Annotated in this window: 27 protein-coding genes and 2 pseudogenes; 5 read left to right on the forward strand and 24 right to left on the reverse strand. The window is 52.4% G+C overall.

The window, feature by feature from the left end; all coding sequences use genetic code 11:
- Window positions 1–12 precede the first annotated feature (12 nt).
- A complete protein-coding gene (locus tag GYMC52_RS17005) occupies window positions 13–621 on the forward strand; it encodes a DUF4411 family protein (protein ID WP_013524779.1) in 609 nt (202 codons plus the stop codon).
- 223 nt (window positions 622–844) lie between these two features.
- Here the strand turns inward: GYMC52_RS17005 and GYMC52_RS17010 are convergent, their stop codons facing one another.
- Complete coding sequence (locus GYMC52_RS17010) at window positions 845–1,117, reverse strand: hypothetical protein (RefSeq protein WP_230982721.1); 273 nt, start codon at window positions 1,115–1,117, stop codon at window positions 845–847.
- 262 nt (window positions 1,118–1,379) lie between these two features.
- On the opposite strand from GYMC52_RS17010, the gene GYMC52_RS17015 reads away from it, so the two are divergent.
- Both GYMC52_RS17015 and GYMC52_RS17020 read left to right on the forward strand, forming a co-directional pair.
- Entirely contained in the window at window positions 1,380–2,153 is a 774-nt protein-coding gene (locus GYMC52_RS17015; RefSeq protein WP_013524781.1) for a DeoR/GlpR family DNA-binding transcription regulator, read from the forward strand.
- A gap of 238 nt (window positions 2,154–2,391) precedes the next feature.
- Window positions 2,392–3,180, forward strand: a complete 789-nt coding sequence (locus tag GYMC52_RS17020) for a four-carbon acid sugar kinase family protein (protein ID WP_013524782.1) — start codon at window positions 2,392–2,394, stop codon at window positions 3,178–3,180.
- 52 nt (window positions 3,181–3,232) lie between these two features.
- Here GYMC52_RS17020 and GYMC52_RS17025 read toward each other — a convergent pair whose 3' ends face one another.
- The 6 genes from GYMC52_RS17025 to GYMC52_RS17050 all read right to left on the reverse strand — a co-directional run bounded on the left by GYMC52_RS17025 (window position 3,233) and on the right by GYMC52_RS17050 (window position 9,354).
- Window positions 3,233–4,420: an IS701 family transposase gene (locus GYMC52_RS17025; protein ID WP_013524701.1), complete on the reverse strand. Its 1,188-nt coding sequence runs from the start codon at window positions 4,418–4,420 to the stop codon at window positions 3,233–3,235.
- A 113-nt stretch (window positions 4,421–4,533) separates the two neighbouring features.
- A complete protein-coding gene (gene galU / locus GYMC52_RS17030) occupies window positions 4,534–5,334 on the reverse strand; it encodes a UTP--glucose-1-phosphate uridylyltransferase GalU (RefSeq protein ID WP_013524783.1) in 801 nt (266 codons plus the stop codon).
- A 120-nt stretch (window positions 5,335–5,454) separates the two neighbouring features.
- Complete coding sequence (locus tag GYMC52_RS17035; protein ID WP_013524784.1) at window positions 5,455–6,156, reverse strand: hypothetical protein; 702 nt, start codon at window positions 6,154–6,156, stop codon at window positions 5,455–5,457.
- A 47-nt stretch (window positions 6,157–6,203) separates the two neighbouring features.
- Window positions 6,204–6,767, reverse strand: coding sequence for a hypothetical protein (locus GYMC52_RS17040; RefSeq protein WP_013524785.1), 564 nt, complete (start codon window positions 6,765–6,767; stop codon window positions 6,204–6,206).
- Window positions 6,760–8,130 carry an AAA family ATPase gene (locus tag GYMC52_RS17045; RefSeq protein ID WP_013524786.1) on the reverse strand — a complete coding sequence of 457 codons (1,371 nt, stop codon included), beginning with the start codon at window positions 8,128–8,130 and terminating at the stop codon, window positions 6,760–6,762. The genes GYMC52_RS17040 and GYMC52_RS17045 overlap by 8 nt, the downstream gene beginning before the upstream one ends.
- A gap of 459 nt (window positions 8,131–8,589) precedes the next feature.
- Window positions 8,590–9,354 carry a tyrosine-protein phosphatase gene (locus tag GYMC52_RS17050; protein ID WP_013524787.1) on the reverse strand — a complete coding sequence of 255 codons (765 nt, stop codon included), beginning with the start codon at window positions 9,352–9,354 and terminating at the stop codon, window positions 8,590–8,592.
- 272 nt (window positions 9,355–9,626) lie between these two features.
- Between GYMC52_RS17050 and GYMC52_RS17055 the strand changes: the two genes are divergently transcribed.
- Window positions 9,627–10,568, forward strand: a complete 942-nt coding sequence (locus GYMC52_RS17055; protein WP_013524788.1) for a LytR family transcriptional regulator — start codon at window positions 9,627–9,629, stop codon at window positions 10,566–10,568.
- A gap of 31 nt (window positions 10,569–10,599) precedes the next feature.
- Here GYMC52_RS17055 and GYMC52_RS17060 read toward each other — a convergent pair whose 3' ends face one another.
- The 10 genes and pseudogenes from GYMC52_RS17060 to spoIIID all read right to left on the reverse strand — a co-directional run bounded on the left by GYMC52_RS17060 (window position 10,600) and on the right by spoIIID (window position 17,847).
- Window positions 10,600–11,385 (reverse strand): SGNH/GDSL hydrolase family protein, encoded by a 786-nt coding sequence (locus GYMC52_RS17060; RefSeq protein WP_013524789.1) that lies wholly within the window; start codon window positions 11,383–11,385, stop codon window positions 10,600–10,602.
- Window positions 11,386–11,443: 58 nt separating this feature from the next.
- Window positions 11,444–12,141: pseudogene (locus GYMC52_RS17065) on the reverse strand (CpsD/CapB family tyrosine-protein kinase).
- Window positions 12,131–12,874: a YveK family protein gene (locus tag GYMC52_RS17070; protein ID WP_013146583.1), complete on the reverse strand. Its 744-nt coding sequence runs from the start codon at window positions 12,872–12,874 to the stop codon at window positions 12,131–12,133. Before GYMC52_RS17070 ends, GYMC52_RS17065 begins: the two are co-directional and overlap by 11 nt.
- A gap of 252 nt (window positions 12,875–13,126) precedes the next feature.
- Complete coding sequence (locus GYMC52_RS17075; RefSeq protein WP_013524790.1) at window positions 13,127–13,495, reverse strand: hypothetical protein; 369 nt, start codon at window positions 13,493–13,495, stop codon at window positions 13,127–13,129.
- 141 nt (window positions 13,496–13,636) lie between these two features.
- Window positions 13,637–14,074, reverse strand: coding sequence for a 3-hydroxyacyl-ACP dehydratase FabZ (gene fabZ, locus GYMC52_RS17080; protein ID WP_013524791.1), 438 nt, complete (start codon window positions 14,072–14,074; stop codon window positions 13,637–13,639).
- Window positions 14,075–14,107: 33 nt separating this feature from the next.
- Window positions 14,108–14,449, reverse strand: coding sequence for a DNA-directed RNA polymerase subunit beta (locus GYMC52_RS17085; protein ID WP_013524792.1), 342 nt, complete (start codon window positions 14,447–14,449; stop codon window positions 14,108–14,110).
- Window positions 14,450–14,460: 11 nt separating this feature from the next.
- Window positions 14,461–15,282, reverse strand: a complete 822-nt coding sequence (locus tag GYMC52_RS17090; RefSeq protein ID WP_013524793.1) for a flagellar hook-basal body protein — start codon at window positions 15,280–15,282, stop codon at window positions 14,461–14,463.
- Window positions 15,283–15,303: 21 nt separating this feature from the next.
- Window positions 15,304–16,134, reverse strand: a complete 831-nt coding sequence (locus GYMC52_RS17095) for a flagellar hook-basal body protein (RefSeq protein ID WP_013524794.1) — start codon at window positions 16,132–16,134, stop codon at window positions 15,304–15,306.
- A 341-nt stretch (window positions 16,135–16,475) separates the two neighbouring features.
- Window positions 16,476–17,477, reverse strand: a complete 1,002-nt coding sequence (locus tag GYMC52_RS17105; RefSeq protein WP_013146588.1) for a rod shape-determining protein — start codon at window positions 17,475–17,477, stop codon at window positions 16,476–16,478.
- Between the two features lie 106 nt (window positions 17,478–17,583).
- A complete protein-coding gene (spoIIID, locus tag GYMC52_RS17110; protein ID WP_011232801.1) occupies window positions 17,584–17,847 on the reverse strand; it encodes a sporulation transcriptional regulator SpoIIID in 264 nt (87 codons plus the stop codon).
- 308 nt (window positions 17,848–18,155) lie between these two features.
- On the opposite strand from spoIIID, the gene GYMC52_RS17115 reads away from it, so the two are divergent.
- On the forward strand, window positions 18,156–18,665 hold the full coding sequence (locus GYMC52_RS17115; RefSeq protein WP_013524795.1) for a BsuPI-related putative proteinase inhibitor: 510 nt from the start codon (window positions 18,156–18,158) through the stop codon (window positions 18,663–18,665).
- 295 nt (window positions 18,666–18,960) lie between these two features.
- On the opposite strand, the pseudogene GYMC52_RS20105 reads toward GYMC52_RS17115, so the two are convergent.
- The 7 genes and pseudogenes from GYMC52_RS20105 to GYMC52_RS17150 form a co-directional block, all read right to left on the reverse strand.
- Window positions 18,961–19,114 (reverse strand): annotated as a pseudogene (locus tag GYMC52_RS20105) (chromate transporter); the annotation flags it as partial.
- Window positions 19,115–19,139: 25 nt separating this feature from the next.
- Complete coding sequence (locus tag GYMC52_RS17125; RefSeq protein WP_013524796.1) at window positions 19,140–20,744, reverse strand: gamma-glutamyltransferase family protein; 1,605 nt, start codon at window positions 20,742–20,744, stop codon at window positions 19,140–19,142.
- 412 nt (window positions 20,745–21,156) lie between these two features.
- Window positions 21,157–22,044 carry a M23 family metallopeptidase gene (locus GYMC52_RS17130; RefSeq protein WP_013524797.1) on the reverse strand — a complete coding sequence of 296 codons (888 nt, stop codon included), beginning with the start codon at window positions 22,042–22,044 and terminating at the stop codon, window positions 21,157–21,159.
- A 174-nt stretch (window positions 22,045–22,218) separates the two neighbouring features.
- On the reverse strand, window positions 22,219–23,250 hold the full coding sequence (gene spoIID / locus GYMC52_RS17135; protein WP_013524798.1) for a stage II sporulation protein D: 1,032 nt from the start codon (window positions 23,248–23,250) through the stop codon (window positions 22,219–22,221).
- A gap of 566 nt (window positions 23,251–23,816) precedes the next feature.
- Entirely contained in the window at window positions 23,817–25,121 is a 1,305-nt protein-coding gene (gene murA / locus GYMC52_RS17140; protein ID WP_013524799.1) for a UDP-N-acetylglucosamine 1-carboxyvinyltransferase, read from the reverse strand.
- Between the two features lie 31 nt (window positions 25,122–25,152).
- Window positions 25,153–25,908 (reverse strand): YwmB family TATA-box binding protein, encoded by a 756-nt coding sequence (locus tag GYMC52_RS17145; RefSeq protein WP_013524800.1) that lies wholly within the window; start codon window positions 25,906–25,908, stop codon window positions 25,153–25,155.
- 260 nt (window positions 25,909–26,168) lie between these two features.
- On the reverse strand, window positions 26,169–26,408 hold the full coding sequence (locus GYMC52_RS17150; RefSeq protein WP_011232810.1) for a DUF1146 family protein: 240 nt from the start codon (window positions 26,406–26,408) through the stop codon (window positions 26,169–26,171).
- Window positions 26,409–26,602 lie beyond the last annotated feature (194 nt).

Raw genomic sequence — 26,602 nt, forward strand, 5'->3', positions numbered from 1 at the left:
AGAAAGTTCTTCATGAGCGGAAACGGCACGGAAACAAAAGCATATTTGCTGGATACAAACGTATTCCGATACAAGTCAAGCCCATCTGCCCACACGAACCACAAAAAAGCCGCCAAGCGTTTTTGGAAAGATGTTTTGCAGGAAGTTCGCCATGAAGAGGCTGTGCTCTATATCCCTAAAGAAGTCATCCGAGAGCTTGAATTGCAATCCTACACACTTGGCGAAAAGGAAAGGCAACGGATCTCGGAATTGTTGGAAAATATAACGATAACGATTCCCGATTGGACAACTCCCGATATGGAACATCAAGTAAGGAAAATGGCGGCTTATATTCGCTCTGAATACCAGAGGAAAATCAATGCCATGAGAGACATGGAATACGGCAGCGTGTCTGATGCCCGTATCCTGCTAACCGCTTGGCAATACGACTGCATTCTCGTCACAGCCAATATAAAAGATTTTGCGCTTTATCCTCTTCTGTTTCCTCAACACGAACATAGACTGCTGAATCTTTTATCAAATGATTATATCACCATTTCCCCGAGCATATATGACACCATTCATCATGACCCAATATTCACGGGCATGCTCCAAGAATTGAATGACTTAATCAACAGATGATTTAGACCGCATCGTCTTCCTAAAAGCACAACAAAGTCATTTCTCTATTTTGCCGGTCGCCAATAACAAACCGCAGAGCCGATCAAAACGAAACAAGCATTCCTTGTTATCACTTCCTCCCAAAATGATGTTCCTGATGCCGGAAACAACAAAGCGAATCGGGCTGACCGTCGCCGAAGTCGCCGACCTCGCGAAGGAAATGGACAACCATCAGCCGCCGTCCTCATAACGCCAAAAAGCCGCGACCGTGCGGCTTTTTGACCGTTCCTTTGCTGCTTGGCAAGGTTCGAACTTCTGTTGTTTCTCCAATCAAAATCGATAAATGACTATCATGCTCTCCCGGAACAATCCCCATCTTCGCGGCCTGATCCGCACAGACGATCGTCCCTGTTGATCCAGTATCAACCAACGCCCTGCGGAACTCTATCGTCTTCCCTTGATGTGTGAGCCGCAATGCCGTGAGCAACAACCCGTCCTCTACTTGGAGCGGCATCATCCCCTCGCCCCCCCGTCCATTTCCGTTCGGAAATATTGATTTCCTTCCGGTTCGTGTGCAGAACGTACAATTCCCGATAAGGAACTTCTTTAAGGATCATCCAACACACAATCATTTTTTACTATTTACCCAACGTATAGTCGTTACTTTTTAAAAAATTTAGAATTTATGGTTGACAAAAGTGAACAAAAAATAATAAAATTTTGTTACAAATTAACAACAATATGAAAAAATCAAACAAACTAACTGAGGGATGAAACATATGTTACCAAAGGAACGACGTGAATGGATTGAAAGGCAGCTAATGACTCAAGGCAAGGTCGATATTGAAAAACTGTCGCAACAATTAAACGTATCCACTATGACAATCAGAAGGGATTTGGCTTTCCTGGAAAGGGAAGGGAAGGTTGTACGCACCCATGGAGGAGCCATTCATCCGCAATCACTGATTCAAGAGACGCCTTACTCCGCGAAAAAAGAGAAAAATATAGGGCAGAAACAGGCCATTGCTCGCAAGGCAGTTGAGTTCATACCTGAAAACGCGAGCATTATCTTGGATTCTGGAACAACTACTTTTGAGGTCGCAAAACTGATCAAACATCGAGAAGATCTAACTGTAGTCACCAATGATATCAAAATTGCGGCCGAGCTAATGGAAAGTTCATTAAAGGTGATCGTCACTGGAGGAGAATTGCAAAACCAAATTGGCACATTGTATGGTTGGCCAACTCAAGAACTACTAAAAAATATTCGCGCCGATCTCTTCTTTTTAGGTGCTCATGCAGTCGATATCGCCTCAGGAGTCACAGCTCCAACATTTGAAAAATCGTTGATTAAAAAGCTGATGATGCAAGCCGCCGAGTCAACTTGGCTGCTTGTTGACTCCAGCAAGTTCAATCAGAAATCATTTTCTCTCGTCTGCCCACTCTCAGAACTGGAAGGAATTATCACTGATACAGGGCTGCACCAAGAAGACCAATGCCAATACAGTGAACATACCTATATCATTGCCGTCAACCCGGAGCCATTTCAATGACCCTTCCTAGAGGGCTGGTGATTTAGTACAAAATACTGCTATTCCCATTTGTTTCTCAACTAGAAAAACCTTGCGAAATCAGCCTTCTTTTTTAGCCAAATACCGCTGATTTGCTCGTGACAACTGTTTTTCACCGGCCTCCTAGACTGAAGCCATTGCTCAACTAGAGAAGCGTGAGGAGGTGATATAACCAATCTTGGCACTACACAGACGGGGGGGGGGGGGAGGGACAATCGTTATGAAAATCGGAGTCATCGCTGATGACCTGACCGGCGCTAACGCGACAGGCGTCCGATTGGCCAAGCAAGGATTCAAAACAGCAACCTTTGTGGGAAATGCCTCGTTAACCGATATCGAAAAGTACGATGCCATCTGCATTGACACGGACAGCCGCTATTCTCCAAAAGAAATAGCGGAGAATCGGGTCCGTCAGGCTGTCAACTATTTTAAACAGCGGAACGTTAAGATCATTTGCAAGCGAATTGATAGCACCGTCCGTGGAAATATTGGGCTCGAAATCGACACGGTTTTGCACGAACTCGGCGATCGTTCTGTCGCTGTCGTCGTTCCTTCATTCCCTGATTCAGGGAGGATGACCACGGGAGGATATTTGCTCGTTGACGGCATCCCTGTTCAAGAGACAGACGTGGCCAAAGATCCGCTGACACCTGTTGATCAGTCATTCGTTCCGGCTCTTATTCAGCAGCAAAGCATCCATCCCGTCGCACTGATCGGACTGGATGTCGTCCTTTCCGGCGCAGAACGCATCTTCTGCCGTCTGAAGGAAGAAATCGAACGGGGAAACCGGATCATTGTCATCGATGCCGTCAACGATGAACATATCGAAACCATTGCCCTGGCGATGGTGAAGATCAGAGATCACATCATCGTTCCGGTTGATCCTGGCCCTTTAACAGCGTATTATGCAAGATTTTACTTCCACCAACAGCTTGAAACTAAAAAAATACTAATGGTTATCGGAAGCGTAACTTCCTTAACAGGCCACCAGCTTCACTACTGTAGATGAGCATTTTTCATTACAATAATTTCCATGTATTAAGAGACAAACAGGGTACCCCTTAGGCGACATGGAGCTGTTTTTTGACAACATCAATGGGAATATCTTGCTTCGCCGCGTCGTAAATGAACTCAATCAGGCTGTGTCCTTTCCGAGTCCGAAGAAGGTTCAGCCCGGCAGAGATGTCTTGTTGGGATTCCGCTATGCTGTACACGCAAGCCAACAAAACGGTCACCCAATACCGTTTGACCGCCCGAATGTGACGAACACGGTACCCATCGAGCTTCAGCTGGTCTTTTACCTGCCGGAAAAAGCATTCGATCGACCAGCGTTGGGCATAGTAACGCAAGATGTCTTCGTCACTCAGCTCCCGATCGGTGCTCAAGACGCCATGAAGATGTTCGGGTGTCATCGGCTGATCAGCCTTCCAAGTAAGCAGCACCACCGCATCATCGAGACCATTGAGCGCGCCTTCGTAGCGATAGACACGATAGCGCTCGTTCCCCACCGTGACGAGGCGGGTGTCTCGCGGTTCGAGATAGCGGGCGAACTGCTTCGCTTGGACGGCGATGCCTTTCGGGTAGAGAATTCGGTTCGTCTTGAGCATCGCGATGACATGGAATCCCTTTTTCAGGCAGGCTTCGATGAGCTCTTTGGACGGATACCATGAATCCATGAGCACATACACCGGATGATCCGGCTTCACCTTGAGCGAAGAAAGCATCTCCATCGCTAGGTCGACTTTGCTTGTTCCCGCCGTCTTATCATAAAGACGAAACGCGAACGGGAATGCCTGAGTCATGGTGTGCACCATCAGCCAAACGAGCGAATGCCCCCAGACCGATTGATGATCTTTGTGAGAGAAATGCCAATCACACCCTTGAATGGCGTGTGCAGCCCGTGACGAAGGCTTCGTTTTTTGGCAAATGGTATCATCAATCGAAACAAAAAGGGGTTGATTCTCCCGTTTGGCGATTCGCTCGATGCGATGAAGGATCCATTGCTGGAGTTTGCGAAGCAACGTCTCTTCATCCCAAGGGCTTTTCGTGAAAAAATGGCTGAGCGTTGTTCGATGGTTGGGATGAAAACTCCAGTGATGGACATCGGTCAACGTTCCCGAAAATCCCTTGGTAGTCAAGGCATCCACCATATGAACGAGATGCTTGATGACCGGTTTCGAGAAATAAAGCGCCAACCCCAACGCCATGAAAAACTTGTGGATTCCTTGATGATGTGCTAATCTATTCATGAGACATGAACCTCCTTGTGAATGGTTGGTTAGCACATCTATTTTAACCAAGGAGTCGGGTTCATGTCTCCTTTTTTGTTTGGATGTAAATTTATGTTAGTGAATTTGCTCATCTACAGTTCAATAGTTGTTTTGATGAATCCGAGCTTCTCGCCGACGTCGTAGCGTTTGCCTTCGAATTCGTAGGCGAAGACGCGCTGGATTTGGTTGAGTTTTTGGATCGCGTCGGTGAGCTGGATTTCCCCGCCAGCACCAGCTTCTTGTTTTTCAAGGAAGAGGAAGATTTCCGGCGTGAGTATGTATCTTCCCATAATCGCTAAGTTCGATGGCGCGGTGCCTGGCGCTGGTTTTTCAACGAATTGGCGCACTTGGTAGCGGCGGCCGTGCTGTTCGAGTGGGTCGATGATGCCGTAGCGGTGTGTTTCGTTGTCGGGCACTTGTTTGACGCCGATGACCGAGCTCAATGTTTGTTCGTATTGATCGATGAGCTGCTTCAAGCACGGCGGGTCAGCTTGGACGATGTCGTCGCCAAGCAGCACGGCGAACGGTTCGTCGCCGATGAAGTTGCGCGCGCACCAGACGGCGTGGCCCAGCCCTTTCGGCTCTTTTTGCCGGATGTAGTGGATGTCGACTTTCGACGGTTCTTTCACTTTTTCGAGCAGGTCGTATTTGCCTTTTTCGATAAGGTTTTGCTCGAGTTCGAAGGCGATGTCGAAATGGTCTTCGATGGCGCGTTTTCCTTTGCCGGTGACGATGATGTCTTCGATCCCTGAGGCGATGGCTTCTTCGACGATGTATTGGATCGTCGGCTTGTCGACAATCGGCAGCATCTCCTTCGGCATCGCCTTCGTCGCCGGGAGGAAGCGCGTCCCTAAGCCCGCCGCCGAGACCATCGCTTTGCGCACTTTTTTCAATTGATGGAACCCCTATGTATTTTGGCTCATATGCCCCCCGCGCATCGGTGCAACCGCAGCTGCGCCGATGCGCCGATGCGCCGATGCATATGGGCATAAAAAACAGCCCCTTTTTGGGACTTAGTTTGGCATTTTTGATTTCAGGTTTAAAATTTCTTTTTCATGATCGATCAGTTTGTCGAACATCACATCGGATCGGCGCTGCAAGTGCGAGACGGTGACATCGACGGATTTTCTGATGCTGGTGACATCGTTTAAAATGAGGGCTTGATTATGTTTGGAAATGCGCAGCTCTTCGAGGATTCGTTCTTGCATCTGCTTCATGCCGGCCATCTCGTTTTCTAATTTTTGTTGGCCTTGTTGCAGCTGGGTGATGTCTTTTTGGATTTGAGAGACCGTCGTTTCCAATGTCCGTTGACCTTCTTGGAGCTGGACGATCTCACGCTGCAATGCATTCTGGCCTTCTTGCAACTGGATAATGTCTTTTTGAATTTCGGAAACCGTCGTTTCCAATGTCCGTTGGCCTTCTTGCAGTTGGGCGACATCACGCTGCAATGCATTCTGGCCTTCTTGGAGCTGAATGACATCACGCTGCAACGCCTTCTGCCCTTCTTGGAGCTGGGCAACATCCTTTTGAATTTGGGAAACCGTGGTTTCTAATGTCCGTTGACCTTCTTGCAGTTGGGTGACTTCCTTCTGAAGCTGGGATACGTCTTGGCGAATGTGTCCGACTGTGCCTTCCAACCGCTCGAGCCTGTCGTGGACTGGTTTCAGTTCTTCTTGCAAGACGGAACGAAGCAATTCTTTCAGCTCTTGGCTCATGGTTTCACCTCCTTGACGCTATTATAGCATGGCGCGGCAGGGAAACGTTACAACGTGTATTCTCCTTGTCCGGAGTCATTCAGTGGAATGCATTGATGAGGAACTTCATGCCCCAAAATGCCAAGGCTTGGATCATCCCAGTCCGCATACGGCGGCTTCTTCACGGGTTTGCCCACCGGCTGCCGAAACAAAGCTGGATCTGGCGAGTTTTTCGATAAATGTTCATCCCGGTAGGCCATGTATACACATATTTTTGAAAAAGGCGGAAGATCCAAAAGCCCTCTTAACATATAGGCATGAAGCATGCCTCCTGCAAACTGCTGTTTCGCCTTTTCCCAACTCTTCACTTTTACTGTTTTTTTACATTCAAAAATGTGCAGTTCCCAACGTTGTTCCTCTCTTTTGACAAAGACGATGCCATCGGGGGTGTTTTTTGTTCGAAGATAAGGGAACCCTCTGTTGGGTTTGATCGAAAACACGACTGCTTCGTTGGAACAGTGGAGCGTTAATTGTGCTTCTCCTGATTTTTCCTGCTCTATCACATATAACGTTCCGCCTGTTTCCCCCGTTTTCTCATAAAAGCTTCGCTCAAGCTGTTCGAGGTTATTCATCCTCTCCATCCTCTTCCCCGATCTGGAATGCATACGTCTCTTCATTCAACTGCAAAATGACTTCATTGAACGTTTCCGCCGGAAAGCCGTTTTCGGTCGGAATGAGCGGCGTAATGATCGTGTCTTGGCCTTGCAGGCGGAACTGGTACGCCCTCACCTTTTTCGGATCCATGGCGTCCTCATCGACATAACCATACGTTTTCATCAACTGTTCTCTCTTTGGATGCTGGTAAAGTTTGATCAAATTGTTCACCTGTTGGAACAAAATGTCGCTATGAGTGGTCAGCCATACCGGCATGCCTCGGTTGACCAACTTGACAAGCGCTGTCGCTAATATGCGCTGGACGCGTGGATGCAGATGCGCTTCTGCCTCTTCAAAAAAGAGCGAACGGTACGTTGCTTTTGATTTTAAAAACAAAATGAGCGGCGACAGTTCGGTCACAAGCGACGATGTGACGTATAACGGCAAGCGCTCTTGTTTGCCTTGCGGGCAATAGTAGAACGATGGAATCGGTCCTTTTTCTTGGTCCATGGTTCCGTTGGCAATCTCGGTTTCAATAAATCGTCCGATGTCCGCATATTTCGACTGTCCGCTTTCCTCCAAACGCAACAACGCTTGCAAGAATCGATAGACAGGCAACGTGAAATCAAGGGATGGTTCCTCATGTTCTTCGTTGATCATCCGTTCCATCATCTCTTGCACCAGCGCCTTGTAAGACAACATGAACCCTGTTCTCGAAGCGGGCAAATACAGCGCTTCGCCAATGGCCCGCCCTTGGATGCCGCCTTGTCTGGATGGCGGGTAAAACGGCGATGTAAGTCCATCCATAAGCAAATTCCACGTAATGTATTGAGCCATGCGATACCGCTCTGTCGCTTGTCCCTTGCTTCGATCCGTATACGGGATGCGAATATAGTGTTTCCCCGTCGAAAAACGAGTGCCTTGGAGCGAATCTTTCTTTTCAAAGATGATTCGCAGCGGTTCAGAACGGCGGTACCGCTCGATGCTTAACGAACCGATCGGGATTTTGCGCCGAAAAATCGTTCTAACCAACTCGCTTTTTTTGTTTCTGAGAACATCATTAAACCATTGGACAAACAGCTGCGTCTCACGGTCTTGGATGAGGCAGTCATCGCCGATAGACGATTCAAGAAAGCGATCGATTTCCTTATACGTGGACGTGTTCGGAGGGTCTTTCGGAAACAGTTTGCGTCCCTCGGACAATACCCCCCAAAGAAGCGACATCATATAGCTTTTGCCGCTGTTGTTGTCGCCGACAAACAACATCAACGGGGCGATATCGATTTCCCCCTGTTTGATCTTTCCAAATCGCTCGACCTTTAACGCCCAAGTTTGTTCCATGCGCGTATCGCCTCTCTTTACAGATTGCAAATCTTCTATCTTTCTACTATTATAAACGATACGCCTGATTCATAATCACTGATTGAGTCAAAACGATTGAAAAATCGGGCATCTAACCCGCCCTCACGCCACACCCTCGACGACGGGCGTCTAAGGTGCCAGGACCGTCATCGTCCCCACCCACGGCATGGCCGAGTGCCTCCATTGATAACGGTAAGGAGACATCACCGAACGAAACGGCATCAACGAAGAAAACGGCCTGTCTTTAAGACAAAGAAGCCGCCGCTATGAATCTCTTGCCGCGCGAGCCAAACTGTCTTAAAGAAAGGGCCGCCGCTATTGGATGCCGTTCGACATCATCCTGAATCGTTCTACAAGAAACAAGCCATGTTTCGACAACGAACGGGCAAAAGAAAAGAAGTATTTCTAAATTATTTTATATCATACTGCCAACTATTTCTAAAAGAGGCCAAGGAACTTTTTCTTTTTCACCCGCTGTGGTTCGTCGCGGAACACGGCTTGGCCGCGAACGAGCAGCTCGGCGTTCTCTTGGAAGTAGTACACCATGTCTGTCCCGTATTCTTTCCGGATCACCTCGTACGCCTCGCGGAGGCGAAACGGCCGCGTTTTCGTGTTGTGGGCGTCCGAGGCGATGAAATGGGCCAAGTTCGCTTCGATCAGCTGAAACGAGAACGTTTTGATTTTCTTGCCGAAATGGCCCGTAATGCTTGATGCCGTCAGCTGGGCCAAGGCACCGCGTTTGACGAGCTGGTAAAGCCGCTCGGGGGTTTCGATGATCTCGGCGTTTCGCTCCGGATGGGCGATGATCGGGATAAACCCTTTTACTTGGGCATCAAAGAGGAGTTGCTCCGCATACTTCGGCACATGATCGGGCGGAAATTCGATCAACATGTATGATGTATCGGCAAGCGTCATCACCTCGCCTCGGGCAAGGCCGTCAAGCAAGTCGCCGTGGATGCGCACTTCTTGACCTGGAAACACGTTCAAGGCGATGCCGCGCCGTTTCAATTCGTCATTTAGTTCCGCCGCCAAGGAAAGGACGGCTGGTCTTGGGTTGTCATACGTTCCATTTTGATGATGGGGAGTGGCGATGATCGTTGTAATCCCCTCCTTGGCTGCGGCTTGCGCCATGGCGATGGCGTTCTCCATCGCAGCCGCTCCGTCGTCAACGCCAGGCAAAATATGGCTGTGAATGTCGATCATCGTCCACTCCTCCTTTTTTCGCTCTATTAAACATCTATTATGGTAACAAACATAGGAAAAACCTATTAAACATCTATTATGGTAACATAGGAAAAACAGGCTATCAATGGATGAGATTTGTCGAACATTGTCGAAATGGAAGACAAATTCCACCGATTAGGGGGCAAGCTGGAACGCCAGCCAATGCGGCTGTCAGTTGTCTTCTTTTCGAAAACGGTCTATAATCGAAATGGTATGCACGAAAATTTCTGAATGGAAAAGGAAGAGTGCCCATGAGAGCAGAACGTCGAAAAAAGAAGAAAACATGGCTCCGCTGGGTGACGGGATTGCTCGTCGTGTTATTCGCTGGAGCAGGAATATTCGCCTATTCCATTTATCATCATGTGAAACAGACGGCGAACCAAATACATGAGAACGTCAACTGGAAGTCGGAGAAGCGGAAAGAAAACGTTTCGTTTGAACGGAAGACGCCGATTTCCATTTTGCTGATCGGCGTTGATGAACGCAAAGGGGATCGCGGGCGCGCGGATACGCTCATTGTGATGACGGTGAATCCGAACAAGCAGTCGATTGACATGGTGAGCGTGCCGCGCGACACGAGGACCGAGATCGTCGGAAAAGGGACGAAAGATAAAATCAACCACTCGTACGCCTTTGGCGGCGTGGAGATGACAATGGCGACGGTCGAGCATTTCTTGGATATTCCGATTGACTATTACATTAAAGTCAACATGGAAAGCTTCCGCGACATTGTCGATGCCGTCGGCGGTGTGACGGTGAACAACCCGTTCGCGTTTACGTATGAAGGAACGCACTTTCCGAAAGGCGAGATTACGTTGAACGGGGACGAAGCGCTGAAATACTCCCGCATGCGGAAAGAGGACCCGCGCGGCGATTTCGGGCGCCAGGACCGGCAAAAGCAGATCATTCAGGCGATTATTGAGAAAGGCGCCAGCTTCTCGTCGCTCACGAATTACAGCGATGTGCTCGCAGCGATCGGGAAAAACGTGAAAACGAACTTGACATTTGAGGAAATGAAAGAAATTCAAGCGAATTACAAAGACGCCCGCAAGCACATTAAGCAGCTGCATATTACGGGACAAGGGACGAAAATCAATGGCATTTATTACTTGATCGTGCCAGAGAGCGAACGGCTGGCGATTTCGAATGAGTTGAAAGAGCATCTGGAGCTGAAAACGACGGCGGCGAAGTAAATGAGACGCGCACCTTAAGAGGTGCGCGTTTTCATTGGGCGATGAAGCGCTTGGCGAGCGCATCGGCCCAAAGCGCGGCTCCTTCCTCGGTCGGCAAGTCGGTTTGCGGGTCGACGTAGCGGTTCAGTTCCTCGCTGTTTGCATCCGGCCAGGCGGGCCAATGGTTGATATAAGGATAACCGTTCTCTTTCGCGAACGCTTCAAGCTGCTCGACTTGCCGCGGATAGTAGGTCGCGTTGTAAATCGGGTTCGGCGGCTGCAAGATCACGACTGCATTCGGGGCCGCCGATTTGAGCTCGTCGACGATCGATTTGATATGGGCAAGAGTGTCGTCGATCGTCACGACGCCGTTGTCGTTTAACAAAAACGGCTCAAGCAGGACAAGATCCGGCTTGTCCTTGACCCAGTCGGCGGCGATGCGCTGTCGGTCGGCGTCGGCGGTGGTCAAGCCGTCGTATTCGTGGACGGTGATATGGAACACGCCTTTCCCGTATGCGTCATCGAGCGCTTGTTTCAACAGCTCAGGCCAGCCACCGTTCTCTGGCGTCGATTCGGAGCCAGCGATGACGAGGCGGATCGGACGGTGTTCCTCCACCGCCCGCTTGATGGCAGCTTGCGCGGCCGCTGGCAGCTGCCTAGCGCGGGCGAGGATCACTTTCGTTTGGCTCGTCTCCGTTTCCTGCTTGGCGGATGTTTCGACTTTCGCCCGCGCCGCTTGCACCGTGGCTTCGATTTTTCGCTCCCAGTACAAGTGGCCAGTGATGAGAAAGGCAAGGCAAGCGGCGGTGACCAAAAGGATGAGGACGAAGTTTCTCAACGGTTCTCCCCCTTTTCTCTATCAGAACGGCTTCCCGCGGTCGGGAAGCCGTTTGTGGTTACTTGTATTGATAGTAGTAATAGTACCCGCCGTCACGGTGCTTCCGCTTGTTCAAGACAACGCCGAGCAGTTTGGCGTTGGCCGCTTCGAGCAGTTCTTTCGCCTTGACCGCCGCTTCGATTTCGGTGCCGCCGCTTTCGATGACCAGCACCGTGCCGTCGCATTGGTTGGCTAAAATTTGTGCGTCCGTCACGGCGAGGACGGGCGGGGTGTCGAAGATGACAAGGTCAAACGTCTCATACAGCTGTTCGAGGCATTGCGCCATCGCGTTCGAGCTGAGGAGCTCGGCCGGGTTCGGCGGAATCGGGCCCGACGTTAAGATGGATAAGTGGTCGATTTCGGTCGCTTGGCACGTCGGCAAAAGCGGCGCCGAACCCGTTAAGACGTTGGTCAGTCCTTTGTAGTTGTTTAAGCGGAACGTGTAATGGACGGTCGGTTTGCGCAAGTCGGCATCAATGAGCAATGTCTTTTCCCTTGCTGGGCGAAGACGACCGCTAAGTTCGCCGCGGTGGTCGATTTCCCTTCGCCAGGTCCGGTTGACGTGACAATTAGGGAGCGGAGCGGCGCATCAATGAATGAAAATTGGATATTCGTTCGGATCGTTCGGTATTGCTCCGCGATGGGCGATTTTGGGTTGTCGACCGTGATCAGTCTCCGCTCCGCTTTGCGGATCGATGCTGCTGGTTTACGAGCCAATGGTTTCACCTCTTGTTTGTGGAATGGCGGATTCGCGTCTCGCTTTTTGGCCGCCTTCAGCCGTGATTAAACTGACCGCGCCGAGCACCGGCAGGCCAAGATGTTTTTCGACATCTTCTTCCGTTTTGATCGTGTTATCCAAATATTCAAGCAGAAAAGCAAGTCCCACACCCGTCATAAGGCCGACGACAAAGGCGATGGCCATGTTGAGAAGCGGCTTCGGCTTGACCGGAGCTTGATGCTCTTTCACTTCCGCTTTCGAGAGAATGGTGACGTTGTCGATGTTCATGATTTTGACGATTTCGTTTTTGAACACTTCCGCCGTTTTGTTGGCGATCTTGGCCGCCATGGCTGGATCTGGGTCTTGGACGGTGACAGAGAACACTTGTGAGTCTTTTTCGCTTGAGACTTGGATTTGTTCGTTCAGTTCGTCAAGCGTCCGGTCGAGGTGGAGCTCGTCTTTCACTTTTTCTAAAATCGTCGGGCTTTTAATGATGACGCTGTACGTGTTGATGAGCTGCACGTTCGTTTGGATTTCATTGAAGTTGTAGAGCTGCTGCTCGGATTTCGCCTGGTTGACGAGAATTTGCGTCGACGCCTCGTAAATCGGCGTCAATATAAAGTAGCTGACCACACCGCTTACAACGGTGGCAAGCGCGGTGATCAGGACGATGAGCCAAAGCCGTTTGCGCAATGTATCGAACAGCTCGCGCAGGCTGATTGTTTCTTCCATCCGTGTTCCCCCTCTCTTGTTTGCCTCCGTCTTGCTTGACGTTCGCTGAATGTACGCCCCTTCTGATGTAGAATGGGTGGGCTGTGCGGGTGTTTTCCCCGCAAGGACATCGCGGTGTTCGACCTCTGTCCCGATCTTTCGAACATGAATCGACATTCCCATTATAGCGAATAGAAAGGGACATAGCTAGCCGAAATGAGTACTAATTTTGGCCAAATGAAAAGGCCGCCCGACAGGCAGCCTTTGTTTGCGCTATTCGTCTTTATTGTCTTTGTCATTCGCATCCCGCGGATCTTCAATCGGGTCTTCGCGGTCCGGAACCGTATCGCGCTCATCGTCGCCCGGTCCGTTGTTCGTGTCGTCTCCTGGCGGGAGTTGATTGTTTTGGTTGTCGTTCAAATCGGTATCGCGGGTGTCCGGGATGCCGTCGTTGTCTTTGTCGTTGTCGACGTTATCGTTTTGGTTGATGTCATCAGCCGGGTTCATGTCTTGGTCGTTGACATCGTTTTGGTTGTTTGGCGGCGGCGGATTGTTGTTGTCGCGGTTCATATTGCATCCAGCCGCTAAAAAGAGGGCGACAAGGGCGCTGAACAGCCGGATCAGCAACGCTTTTTTCTTCATCCTATCTGCTCCTTTCCATTGGTTGTGGTGACCTTATGTAAGGCCGGTCCTTGTTTATCTTTCCCAGAAAGAAACGTTTCATTCGTTCGCTATATAGCGCAGCCGACAAAAAAACGCGCTCCCCGAAGGAACGCGTTTTGTTCAGTCAGCTCGTTTGTCGCCAAGAGCGAACATCAACTCCGTTTCGCAGACAAGCTCGCCGTCGACGGCGGCGATGCCTTTGCCTTTGCCGATGGCGCCGCGGGCGCGGAGAATTTCGACTTCCAAGCGGAGCTGGTCGCCCGGCTTGACTTGCTTTTTAAAACGGCAGTTGTCAATGCCGGCGAAAAAGGCGAGGCGGCCCCGGTTTTCCTCGCTCTGCAGGAGGACGACGGCGCCGACTTGGGCGAGCGCTTCGACGATCAACACGCCAGGCATGACCGGGTATTCAGGGAAGTGGCCGGCGAAAAATGATTCGTTGGCGCTCACGTTTTTGATGCCGACGGCGCGCTTGCCTTCTTCGATTTCAACGATGCGGTCAACAAGCAAAAACGGATAGCGGTGCGGGATGATGGACTGGATTTGCTGGATGTCAAGCATGGGCAAACTCCTTTCTCTCGTTTGGCGGCTTCATCAGCCGCGGTCCGTTCCTTTCTCGACGATATCGATGATGTGCTTCCACGTGGACGGGCGGAATACATCGAGCGGCTTCCCATCGCCGATGGCGCTGTAGCCGACGACCGCGCCGGCGGCGAGGCTTGCGGCCATCAAGACGATCACGATGATCAGCCGAAGCCAGATCGGGATGAGCCGGGTGCGGACGAACCGGCGCGGCGCGGCCGCCTCCCCCTCCGGCGGAAGAGCTTTGGCTTCCGGTTCGGCGGGGGCCGGCGGGCTCTTTCTTACTCGGCCTTTCCGCCTCGCCATCCGGGAAGACGGCGAGCTCATAGGTTCTTGATGCCTCTCGTCACTCATCGCGATCCTCCTTATGAGGAGCGCATGCCGTTAATCAGCCCAAGCATTTGTTCGGAGATGGAAATGGCGCGGGCGTTCAGCTGATACGCTCGGCTTGTCGCCATCAGGCCGACCATTTCCTCGCCAAGGTCGACGTTCGACTGTTCCAAGGCGCCTTGCTTGACGCTGATTTGGCCGCGCAAGTTGCCGTTCAGTTCTTCGGCCGCGCCTGGGACGTTGGGAAGCGCATAGACATTGCCGCCGCGGGCTTCCAGAAGCTGCGGACGGCGGATCACGGTGACGCCCAAATTGACGCGGGCGACGACGCGGCCGTCGGCATTGGTTGCCGTCAACGTCCCAGTCGGGGACACCTGCACGTCATGCGCATCGGCGGGAAGCACAATCGGCGCGTTCCTTTCATCAAGCACAAACAGGCCGTCGCTTGTCGTCAAAGCAAGCTCGCCGTTCATGGGCGCAAGCGAAAAGTTGCCGGCGCGGGTGTAGCCGATCGTTTCCGCGCCGCTTTGATCAGCCAGACGGACGCGGAACCATTGGTTTTCGGCCGTCAAGGCAAAATCCAAGCGGCGGCCGGTTTCCACCAGCGCGCCTTGCTTGGTGATGAGCATCGTCGAAGCGAGACGCGCCCCGTTGCCGTAGCGCACGCCCGCCGGCGTCTCGCGGGGCGCTTCGTCGTTCGGCAGGCGGTCGATTTGTTGGGTCAAGAGCTCGGCAAAGCTCGCTTCGCGCCGTTTAAAGCCGACGGTGTTGCTGTTGGCGATGTTATGGCTGATCGTATCGAGCCGCTCTTGCAAAGCGTTCATCGTGTTGGCGGCGGTGAGCATCGAACGAAGCACGGGCTTGTCCCCCTTTTGTCATCATTTCAGGCGGCCGACTTCGTTGACGGCCTTGTCCAAGCTGCGGTCGTACGCTTGGACGATTTTTTGGTTCGCTTCAAACGTGCGGTAGGCAGCGAGCAAATCGGTCATCGTCCGCTCAATGTCGACGTTCGACCGCTCGAGAAAACGCTGTTTCACCGTATACGTCACATTGCCGGGCGCCTGCGGCAACGGCCCTGTCGTGCTGCGGAATAAGCCGTTTCCTTCCTTGACCAACGTTTGCGGATTGGCGGCGAATGCAACGCCGAGACGGGTGGCCGTCCCATTCTCATCGATGATCGTCCCATCGTCGCGGACCGAGAACCGCTCGCTTGAGAGCGGAATGCGCTCGCCATTGGCATCAAGCACATACCAGCCCTCTTGCGTCGTCAAGTAGCCGTCCGGGCTCAAGGTGAAATGACCGTTTCTTGTGTAGCGGACCTCCCCTTGACCGTTGGCGACGGCAAAAAACAGCGCGCCTCGCTGGCCGCTCGCCCGGTCGACGGGGACTTGTCCGTCCACAAGGGCGATATCGGTCGCCAAGCCGGTTTCTTTCACATCCCCTTGGCGGAAGTTCGGGATGAGTTCTTGCATATAGACGCCCGTGACGAGCGGCCCAATGACGGTTTGCGTCGGGATGGCGCGCCTTGAGGCGGTCGGGATCGGTTGATCCTCGAGGCGGCTCATCAACAGTTCCGGAAACGCTCTCATCGCGGCCGCATCGGCTTTGTATCCCGGCGTTTCGGCGTTCGCCAAATTGTTCGTCAACCAATCCACGCGCCGCTCTTGCGCCAACATGCCGCTCGCGGCGGTGTACAACCCTCTCAACATGACCAGCACCTCGCTTGTCCGATCGATCAGAAAAAGCCGCGGCCGCTCTTTGGGCAGCGGCGGATGGGGTGTTCCCTATGGTCAAGCGGGCGGCGCGTTGCCCTGCCGCTCCGCTCCTTTCCATTCCATACTTTCATTATAAGCGGGCAAGGGCTGCCGCGGCATCCCCCGCCATTCCTTTTTTGCCCGCCTCGCTTGTCTCGGCGGCGGTTGTATCCATTTTGATCACGCCATGAGAAAAACGTCCTTCCAAAGCGGTCTTCGCCTGAATGACGCAAAAGGTTGACTCTATAAGGTTGATCCAGATGAACCATCTCTTGGCCAAAGGGCATGACGGCTTTTTAAATCAATTGCGATTTCGGCGCCCGATCGATGTTTTCCAGCATAATCCCGGTGCCAAGAGCGACGCAGTCCATCGGATTCTCCGCGACGAACACCGGAAGCTTCAGCTCTTCTGACAGCAATAAATCGATGCCATGAAGCAATGCGCCGCCGCCCGTTAAAATGACGCCGCGGTCGATAATATCCGCCGACAATTCCGGCGGGGTGCGCTCGAGCACGCTTTTGGCAGCTTGTACAATCAACGACACCGGCTCGCGAAGCGCCCGTTCGATTTCTTCTGAACGAATGGTGATCGTGCGCGGCAGTCCGGTGACGAGATCGCGGCCGCGGACGTCGATTTCTTCGGACCGTGCGCCTGGGAATACCGTTGCGACTTTAATTTTGATTTCCTCGGCCGTTCGCTCCCCGATGAGCAGCTTATATTCGCGCTTGATGTAGTTTAAAATCTCCATATCAAACTTGTCCCCGGCCATTTTAATGGAAGAGGCGGTGACGATGTCTCCCATCGAGAGAACGGCGACGTCAGTCGTGCCACCGCCAATATCAACGACCATGTTTCCGCACGGCTGAAAAATGTCCATTCCGGCGCCAATGGCTGCGACTTTCGGCTCTTCCTCCAAGTACACTTTTTTGCCGCCGCTTTTTTCCGCTGCCTCTTTGATCGCTTTCCGTTCCACGGATGTTGTGTTCGTCGGGCAACAAATCAAAATGCGCGGTTTGGCGAAAAAGCCTTTTAGGTCGAGCTTGCTTAAGAAATGCTTCAGCATCGCTTCGGTAATGTCAAAATCCGCGATGACGCCGTCTTTGAGCGGCCGAATGGCAACAATATTCCCAGGAGTACGTCCGACCATTCGTCGTGCTTCTTCGCCGACTGCCAGCACTTTGTTCGTGTGTTTATCGATCGCCACGACGGACGGCTCATTGAGCACGATGCCTTTGCCTTTGACGAAAATGAGGACGTTCGCCGTGCCTAGGTCAATGCCGATGTCTCGTGAAAACATATGACTTGCTCCTCCTTGCCTCTGCCCTAAAATCATTCCTAATTGTTTATTCTACCATATTTGCCTCCCGGAATGATACTGCAAACGGCAGATGGCAAGGAAAAAGTCAGTTGTTTTTCACCGTCTGCTTTTTATACTTTTTCTTCGTTGCTTCCCCGCCGCGCAAATGGCGGATCGATTTATGGTAATCGAGAATTTGTTTGACTTCTTGGGCCAGTTCCGGGTTGATTTCCGGCAGCCGCTCGGTCAAGTCTTTATGCACGGTGCTTTTGGATACGCCAAATTCTTTCGCAATGACGCGAACGGTTTTCCTTGTCTCCACGATATACTTGCCAATCTTGATCGTACGCTCTTTGATGTAATCGTGCACACCACTCGCCCTCCCTAAGTTGGATGTGAGAAGTGAGAAGTGTGAAATGAGACTCGTCTTGCCAATGATGGGCGCCGCTTTCGTTGGATGTCTTAGAAGCGTCTTCATCGCGTCGCTTGCCGGTTGTGAACGATCCCCACCTCAACCACTCTCATTGCTGTTCAATTTGTAACATTTTATTAGACAAATCGGGCATATATACCAGAAATATCAAGGCGGACAACGGTTTTTTCACAATTTTTTTTGCGGTTTGTAACGAGAGCGAAATGGGAAACGACTATAATAGAAAAGTCAAAGGAGGAGCGAGAATGGGAAACGGAAAGACGATCGGCATCATTGCGGCGCTCGTGGGAGCAGCAGCGGCGAGTGCGTTGTTCATGTACACAAACGGCAGTGATCAACCGCAGGCGAAAGACGATTTGCTTGGCCCTGCTCCGACCGGCAAACCAGCGCCCGCGGGCGGAAAAGGCATCATCGCCGGGACGCTTGAGCCATCGCTGACATATGAAAAACAAAACGGGGCATACGTGTTTACCTTCACAGTGAAAAACCAAACCGAACGCGTGCAAACGGTGACGTTTACGAGCTCGAAAAAGTATGACTACGTTTTATACCGCGATGGACAAAAGGTGAAGCAGTTCAGCGAAGGGAAGATGTTTGCGCAAATTTATGAGGAACGGCCGTTAAAACAGGGGGAAGAGCTGTCGTTTCAGGAAACGTTCCGCGACCTAGAGCCGGGGACGTATACGCTTGAGTGGTGGCTCGCTGATCCAAACTGGCCGAACGCGCGGGCGAAGGCGACATTTACGGTCGAGTGAAGGCGCTGCCGATTTCGCCTTCGCGGCTGTTGCCGCGCTCGCCATCCGGCGTCTAAATTAGGAAAACGCTCCTGTCCCGAGCGCTTTTTGCGGCCTTTTCCAACAGGAATTTCTGCATTGATGTTCTTTCTTGCCCGCACTGCCACAAAAAGAGGGATGCTCACCCATGGATGAAGCATCCCGTTGCAGCGCCGAAAGGATTTTCCCTGCATTAAGACAAAAAGAAAGCCCCGTACACAAGCGACAAGGCGATGACATACGCCGGGTGCAGGCGCCATTTGCCAAACATCAAAAAGGCGCTGGCGGCGATTTCAGCGAATTCTTCATCCGCCATCCAGCGGTATTTCGCCACCACTTCAGCACGCACAAGCGGGATCGAAGACGGGCCGCCCCCATATCCAAGCATGCCGACGCGGAAAAAAAGCGAGAAACAAATGCCATTGGTTCATCGAAGTCATCCCTTTATCGTGAGTCTCACCAAGCGGCCACCGCACCGTCCGTGCGCGGCTCCGTCCCGGCGGCGAGCACGCCGGTGTCAGGATCGCGCCAAATGATTTGCCCGCGGCCGAACAGTCCGCTGTCCAACACCAAGCGGATGTCATGCCCTTTGCGGGCGAGCGCTTCAGCGATATGGCGCGGGAAGTGCGGCTCCACCAATATCGTTTTCCCTTCCATCCACTGCCAACGTGGCGCATCGAGCGCCGCTTGCGGGTTTAAGTCAAAATCGACCGTGTTCATGATCACTTGCAGATGCCCTTGCGGCTGCATAAATCCGCCCATGACGCCAAACGGGCCGACCGGCGCACCCCCTTTGGTCAAAAAGCCGGGGATGATTGTATGGTACGGCTTTTTCCTTGGCGCCAGCCCGTTCGGATGACTCTCATCAAAAGCGAAGTTATGGCCGCGGTTGTGCAGGGCGATGCCCGTGCCTGGGACGACGAGGCCGGAGCCGAAGCCCATGTAGTTGCTTTGAATGAACGACACCATGTTCCCTTCGCCGTCCGCGGCGGCCAAATAGACCGTTCCCCCTTTTGGCGGCGTCCCCGGCTCCGGCGTCAGCGCCTCCTCGCCGATTTGCGCCCGGCGCATCGCGGCAAACGATTCCGACAACAGCTCGTCTGGGCTGCAGTTCATATAGCGGCGGTCGGCGATGTACGCTTTCCCATCGGCAAAGGCAAGCTTCATCGCCTCGATTTGCCGGTGGTGCGTCTCGACATCCGGCACGCTTGGCACGTCAAACCCGTTCATGATGTTGAGCGCCATCAACGCGACAATCCCTTGGCCGTTCGGCGGAATTTCCCACACCTCATAGCCGCGGTAGGAGACGGAGATCGGCTCGACCCATTCCGGTTCATACTCGGCGAGGTCGTCCGCCGCCAAAAAGCCGCCGTATTGCTTCGAGAAGGCGGCGATTTTTTCCGCCAGCTCGCCGCGGTAAAAGCTTTCCGCTTCCGTTTCGGCAATGGAGCGCAGCGTCGCCGCATGGTCCGGCGAGGCCCACACTTCGCCGATCTTCGGCGCGCGGCCGCCCGGCGCAAACGTCGCAAACCAGGCGGCAAACTCCGGCCCGCGAAGCGCTTCTTTGTATGTACGAAACGCCGCAGCCCAATACTTTCCGAGCACTGGCGAAACCGGATAGCCGTTTTCCGCATAGGCGATCGCCGGTGCGAGCGTTTCCACAAGCGGCAGGCGGCCGAAGCGCTTTGACAGCGCCGCCCACGCCGCCGGCGCCCCCGGAACGGTCACCGGAGCGAAGCCGTACTTCGGCATCTCGGTATAGCCGAGCTCTTTGAGCGCTTCAATCGAGATCGATTTCGGCGCATAGCCGCTCGCGTTTAATCCGTACAGCTTCCCGTCCGTCCAAACAAGGGCGAACGCATCGCCGCCGATGCCGTTCGATGTCGGTTCGACAACCGTCAAGCAGGCGGCCGCGGCGATCGCCGCATCGATGGCATTGCCGCCTTTTTTCAACACATCAAGCCCCGCCTGCGCCGCGAGCGGCTGCGATGTCGCCACAACGCCGTTTTTGGCGAACACCGTCATCCGCTGCGATGGGTAGGGGTGGTATAGGTAGTCCATGGCCATGATCCCCTTTCTTTCGTTAAGTGAAGAATAAAACGTTTCACAAACGAAACTGTTTCCGTTTTCATTTATTTTAAAGGAAAGAGGGGGTTATTTCCATCCTTGTTCCTAAAAAATGAAAGAATATTCAAATCATAATTTTTGGCGGTTCATCACCGAAAGATGTACTTGACTTTTAGACACAAACATAACATCGTCCCTCCCGATCGAACAAAAAATAGCCATGACTTTTTGGGGCACCTATCATGAAAAACGTTTTTTATCTTATGGTGAAGAGCTTTTTTGGCTACCGTTTTTCCCACGTCTGACTTTAGAAGCGGCAAAGCAAAAAGACCCGCCCGCTTGTCTTGGCAAACGGACAGGCCTTTTCGTCGCGTTTTTCGTTTCCTCTTGCTCGACGCCTTGTCGATTACGCTCTTGCCATGCCGATCGAGGCGTCTGGCGTTTTGTAGGATGAAGCATCGTTGTTTTCGTCTTGATGGTTGTCGCTTGGCGTCGTCGAATGGTCGTCAGCCGATGGTTGTTCATTCGCTGGGTTTTCGTCTGTCGGCGCTGTTTCGTCACTTGGAATCAATTCTTTTTCTTTGCTCGTGGCGGCGCGATCGGTTCCCGTTTTGTCTTCCGCTTTGTCAGTCAAAGCCGTCAACGGTTTGTCGACATAGTCGATCGGGTTGACCGCCCGGCCGTCTTTGCGAATTTCAAAATGGACGTGGATGCCGGCTTCTTTGTTGAATTCGCTTTGCCCTGCCTTGCCGATCACTTCACCTTGTTTCACCGTGTCGCCGGCTTCGACTTTCACATCAGCGAGCGATTGATAGACGGTCGTGACCCCTTGTTCATGATTGATTTCGACAACATAGCCCAAAATCGGGTCTTTTTCCGCTTTCGTCACCGTGCCGCTTAAGGAAGCGGTGACATCAAACGTTTTGCCGTCTTGGCGCACAAGATCGATGCCTTGGTTCGGGTGGTACGTATGATCATAAAAGACGAGGGCTGCTTCCTGTTCTGCTTCGGATGCTTTGTCATCGTAGAATGGCGTTTTCACTTGCACCGCATTTGGATCAAGCACCGGCATCGCAATCGTTTCGACCGTTTCATTGACCGGAACAGCCGGATTTTCTTGCTGGGCGGTGCCGTTTTTCGCCACGTTGTCTCTGCCCGTATTCTCCTCTTTGCCCAATTGGAACCAAAGCGCACCAGCGACGATCAATGCGGCAGACGATAAATAGATCGCCGGAAATACCCAACGTTTGCGGAACAGACGCTTCAGCGACGATTGTTTTTGTTCCTCTCTCATGTTCATCACCTCAGCAACCATTTTGAACAGAAAGAGGAAAAGATATACACATAGAAAACAATTTTTTCACTTATTTTTTGACATTCGGCTAGATTTTATACAAAAAAATGAGGGGCGTCTCCCTGCCGTTTGCCCCGAACATTTGACAGAAAAACCGGGGCGCAGAACCCCGGTTCATCCATTTTTCGCGGTCAATTTGTTTAAAAACGCCGTCGCCGATGAAATATGAACGCCGCGGTAATAATATTTAACGATGTCAGCGTACGTTTTCCCTTCTTTGGCCATAAAGTTGGCTCCGTATTGGCTCATGCCGACGCCATGGCCGTAGCCTTTCGTCGTAATGATGATGTCATCTCCGTTGCGCACCCAGGTGAAATCACTTGACGGCAATCCGAGCCGTTCGCGCACATCGCGGCCCGTAAACGTCTTGCCGCCAATCTTCACTTCGCCGACGCGGCGGCCGGGAGTGCGCGATACAATGACGCCGACTGAGCCGTCAGCGGGCAGTTGGACCCCCAGTCTTCTCTCGAATTCCACCACCGACATCGTTTTTCTCTGGTAAAACTTCGGGGATTGTTTGTCCCATGGGCTGGCGACGCTTTTTAAATAGGGAAAATCGCTTTGCCAATAGGCTTCCGAATTTTCCGTATAGCCGTTGCTTGTCGAAAAAAACAGCGCCTCGATCGGCTCGTTGTGGTATGTCAAAATTTGTCCTTGCGTTTCCAACACGGCTTTTGTCACTTTTTTGATTTTCCAATCATAATCGCTGCCCCACAGCTTTCGCAATTCGTCATCACTGTAATAGACTTGATGAGCCACCGTGTCGGTCACATTCGCTCCTTTTGGCAGGCGAAACGGCTGGTTGGCGAGCAATTGCTTCACGATGTACGTTCTTGCCGTCAACGCTTGCGCCTTTAATGCCTCAAGTTCAAATTCGGCCGGCATTTCCGCCGCCACGACGCCGATGACGTATTGCTCGAGGGGAATATGTTCGACGCGTTGTTCTTTGCTTCGGTAGACCGCCACCTCGACAGACGGCCCTTCGGCTGCCTGCGACCGCTGAATTTGTTCTTGCTTGTGCAGTTGTTCGGCCAATTTCGCCACCTTCCCGTCATAAAATGGAAGAACGAGCGCCGTCGGAATGACGAGGATGGCGACAAACAGCAAGAAAGCGAGCACCATTACGGGTTTCAATCGTTTCACCATAGCCGAGCCCCCAATATGCGTTTTCCAAGCACAAGCGGACATCGCGAATGAATGCCTGCGTTGGCTTCGGTTCGTTACTATAGTTATGGGCTCGGACAAGTATGTATGACAGTTTTCTCTCGAGCCAAAACGCCTTGAGCGCGTTTCGCACCCCGTCTAAAGGGCTGGTGATTGAGTACAAAATACTGCTAGTCCCAGCTGTTTCTCAATTAGAAAAACCTTGCGAAATCAGCCTTCTTTTTTGGCGAAATGCCGCTGATTTGCTCGTGACAGCCGTTTTTCACCAGCCTTCTAAACATGAAGCCGTTGAAAAAAGTCGGTGACGGAATAGGGGGCGATGGAACAAGGGGGTTTTCGAAAGCACATGTTTCACCACCGTCGCGACTTGCCGCGCGCGATGCGATCAAGCTTATGGAGAAACTTCATACAGACGGTCTTTCTCTGAGCTTCAAAACAGACCGTTAGGAATGAACGGTTGTTTTTTACCGTCCTTCGACGGTCGCCCGTGTTCCAAGAAAAAACGACCATTCCCTGCTGAAAGGCAGTTCACGGTCGTTTTTCGCTCTTTATCCGTTCCATTGGATCGTTTGAATTTGGTCGAATTGTTCCGTTTCTTGGCGGACACGTTCAATGTCGGCCCCAAGCGCAGCCAACTTTTCGTGGAAGCGGACATACCCGCGGTCGAGATGACGAAGCTCGGTCACGCGCGTGTAGCCGTCCGCCGCGAGTCCAGCCAAAATCAACGCCGCCGCTGCGCGCAAATCGGTGGCCGCCACTTCGGCGCCTTGCAGCTGGCACGGGCCATTGATAATGACGGAACGCCCCTCAATTTTAATATCGGCATTCATGCGCCGGAATTCCTCCACATGCATAAAGCGATTTTCAAACACCGTCTCGGTGATCATGCTCGTGCCTTCCGCTTTCAACAAGAGAGCCATCATTTGCGACTGCATGTCGGTTGGAAAGCCCGGATATGGCATCGTTTTAATGTCGACGGCTTTCAGCTTTTCCGGACCGATGACACGCAAGCCGCTTTCCTCTTCCATGACGGTCACGCCCATTTCTTCGAGTTTGGCGATCAGCGAGCCTAAATGTTCCGGAACGGCTCCTTGCACGAGGACATTGCCGCCGGTGATCGCCGCCGCCACCATAAACGTGCCGGCTTCGATGCGGTCTGGAATGACCGTATGCGTTGTGCCGACGAGCTCGTCAACTCCCTCGATTCGAATCGTTCCGGTGCCGGCGCCGCGCACTTTGGCGCCCATCGCGTTCAAAAAGTTCGCCAAATCGACGATTTCCGGCTCTTTGGCGCAGTTTTCGATCACAGTCGTGCCTTCCGCGAGCACGGCGGCCATCATAATGTTTTCCGTCGCCCCGACGCTTGGAAAGTCCAAATAAATTTTGGCGCCGCGGAGCCGTCCGTTCACTTCCGCATCGATAAAGCCATTGCCGACTTTCACAGACGCGCCCATCGCTTCAAATCCTTTTAAATGTTGATCGATCGGGCGCGAGCCAATGGCACAGCCGCCCGGCAGCGCCACGCGGGCTCGGCCGTTGCGCGCCAACAGCGGCCCCATGACAAGCACCGACGCGCGCATTTTTCGCACATATTCAAACGGCGCTTCCACCGTCAACGGACCGGTGGCATCGACGGTGACCGTCTCGCCGGCAATGTGCACATCGGCGCCTAAATAGCGGAGCACTTCACTGATTGTATATACATCGGAAAGAGCAGGCACATCATGAATCGTACTTGTTCCTTTCGTAGCCAATAAAGTGGCAGCGATGACAGGCAAAACGGCATTTTTTGCGCCTTCCACTTTGACGGTGCCGCTCAACCGGTTTCCGCCACGGACGATGATCTTTTCCAAGGTATTCCCCTCCGCGTCCAATTTCTCTATATTAGTATTCAATGGTAATGATTGGGGTTCCAGCAACGACGCGCGTCTTGCCGCCCAATCTTTCTCTCAAGGCGAGTTGCAGGTTGATCGACTGATGATGGGCGGTTGGGAGAACGTTCTTCCACTGCCCAGTATATGCAGACAGGGAAACGAGTGACTCTTCCCGCAGCCACTCGACAGGCGTCGCTTGAAAATCGCGAAGCAATTGAGAAGCTTGATCGAACAAACCACCTTCCATATTACCACTGAACTCGCCTTCAATACAAGCAAAAAATGTAGAGTGATTCACAAATAGTCCGTTCGTCGTTTTTTGAATGTGCTGTGCTGCTTCTTTCCACCCAGCTTGGCTCCACGTTGGGCCGGTCGCTTCATAGAGGATATACGTTTGCGGCGTTCCATTTGTGACGGTCATCACGAGCTGGATTTGTTCACGAAAAAAGGAATGTTCATTCGTGCCGATCACTTTTTGCCAATGGCTAGTTTGGTGGAACGTCCAGTGAAAGGAGCGGTATGTTTGTTTGAACTCCGCCATTTTTTTGAAAAAGTCCGCATCATTTTGAATATCGTGGGCATACTCTCTTGTGTACACGACCCAGCGGCCGAGCGAGGCACCGTGCTGCGCCAATGTGTGCGCCATCATTTCCAACGGTTCGGACCATTCGTTCCCCCGCGCGCCTTCCGTCCGGTATTGCCCTGCGGCCAACAACAAGACCGCGGCGGCCAGCGCCATCAGCCAACAGATTGGATTTTTTCTCATCTTCGTTCCCTTCCTCTCCTTACTTGTTATTGTTGCCACCGGGCAAGGGAACATACGTCAAAAAAATCGACAACCGGCGATTTTTGAAATCGCTTTCATAAATAAACATCAAAGCGGAGGGCAAACAGCCGAGAATCCATGGAAGAAGGGGACGGGACGGGGAGCAAAGAGGCGGCGGCAAGAACGGATCGGCCGGACAGAGGGCGGGGCAAGCGGGCAGTTGGAGGGGAAGCCGAAGCACCACGGCGCCCCGGGCCTCCCTATTCGCGGAACAAATACGGCAAATCGGTTGACCAAGCCCAATAGTCAAGGAAAAAGTTCGCCACCGTCGAGCCGATGGCAATCGTCAATAAAATGTACAGCAGCCGCCCTTGGACGACGCGGTTCGGCCGAAGCAGCACCTCGAGCCGCACCGCCTGCAGCGTCCACCACGTCACCGCTAGAAACGCCAAATGAACGATAATCGAAATCAACGCTTGTTGGCCGATGACCGGCATCATCAAGTTTCACCTCTTTCTCAAGCATATATGAAACGAAGCATACGAAGCATTTCCTCTTTTTCGGAACGCGGCGAGCAGCCAAAGCACTTCATGCGTTTCGAAAACAGATTAAGCGGCGCATGATAAGCTCTTCTCCCCCGAAACAGAGCCGGCCGCACATCCAAGGTGCTCCTCGTCCCGAAACAAAGCCAGCG

Source organism: Geobacillus sp. Y412MC52, assembly GCF_000174795.2.
Taxonomy (GTDB): Bacteria; Bacillota; Bacilli; order Bacillales; family Anoxybacillaceae; genus Geobacillus; species Geobacillus thermoleovorans.